This is a genomic window from Bacillus carboniphilus (assembly GCF_039522365.1).
Lineage (GTDB): Bacteria > Bacillota > Bacilli > Bacillales > JC228 > Bacillus_BF > Bacillus_BF carboniphilus.
The window spans coordinates 1-1,278 of the sequence record NZ_BAAADJ010000033.1; the positions used below are offsets into that span (position 1 = coordinate 1).

1 protein-coding gene is annotated in these 1,278 nt (G+C 36.5%); it reads right to left on the reverse strand.

The window, feature by feature from the left end:
• Positions 1-1,114: IS21 family transposase (istA, locus tag ABDZ91_RS14140; protein ID WP_343800037.1), on the reverse strand; the 1,114-nt coding region annotated here is incomplete at its 3' end.
• Positions 1,115-1,278: the final 164 nt, after the last annotated feature.

Consider the following 1,278-nt stretch of genomic DNA (forward strand, 5'->3'; position numbering starts at 1 on the left):
TTTTATAATTCATATAAGGTCTATAGTCTTCATGTAAGATTTCTCCGTTAGGAGAAACGGCCTTAAATCTATCCCAGGTTAGTATAAAGTAGATGCTGGGATAATTCGCTGCTCTAGGAATATGTACCATAACTTTATCCAATTGAGCTTCATTATATTTGTTAACTTTAGTCTCAATTTCTTTAAAAACTGGGTATTCTTTTTCGGGTAATTCTAATAAAAACTTAGATTCTTGGTTCCATAGATCTTCGATCATAACTTCTTTCTCGTAGTGAAGCCTTTTTCTATCCTCTAATAGCTGAACACGAAGTGTTTCCGTTAAATCTTCAAAACTATTCATAACAGGAGAGCTACTGAAGAAGTTATATCGAACATACCCAACTTTATTTTCTACATTACCTTTTTCATGACCACTACGAGGATTGCACACCTGTACTTCAAATCCATAGTAGTTTTGAAATTGAATGAAAGCGTCAGTTAATTGAGCTTCTTCTAACTTGGATCTCGTTTTCTTCACAGCTGGTGTTAAATTGTCGATTCTGATTTTCCTAGGAGCCCCTCCAGCCTGTTTAAACAATATGTTTAGTCCGTGGAGAAAGCATTCTTGGTTTTCTGATGGTAACGGAACTGCGAAACCTGTATTACTATACGGAAATGACATGACTAGTGCATGTATATCTACAAACTCACCATCTTTAACTGCTTCCATGATTCCAAAGTCAACTTGTGCCTCGCTAGGTGGATGTTCAAGACGTTCGAACCCTTTATCTGTTCCGTCGTTGTTATGATTATTCTCCCAATCAGAAATAAAGTAGCAGACTGTTCTATATGACCCTTGAAACCCTAAATTTTGGAGTTCGTCGAACAATTGCTTTTTAGTACGACGTAACTTTTTCTTCAGCTTACTATCTTCTAATAGCCAATCAGAAACAATCTCCCCCCATTTTTCCTCGTACATCATTCCTTCCTTAACTTTAATTTTCGGTGTAGGTATCTGATCTTCATCTGCGTATTTCTTTGCAGTACGCCAGTTAATTCCTAATGTTTCCTGAATCTTTGATATAGATAGTCCTTTGTTATTTCGTAAGTGTTTGATACACTTGATATCAGACATTGCTAGCATCCTTTCTTTTCCTCCACTCTGTATTGATTCGACACCAATTACAGTAGAGGGACTTGGGGTGGCTGGCAAGTCTTTTTTTATGTACCTAACAAAATAAGTGCAGGTCTCTGCATTTTTCCTTTGCAAAGCTCTGCACTTTTATTTTGCAATAAACA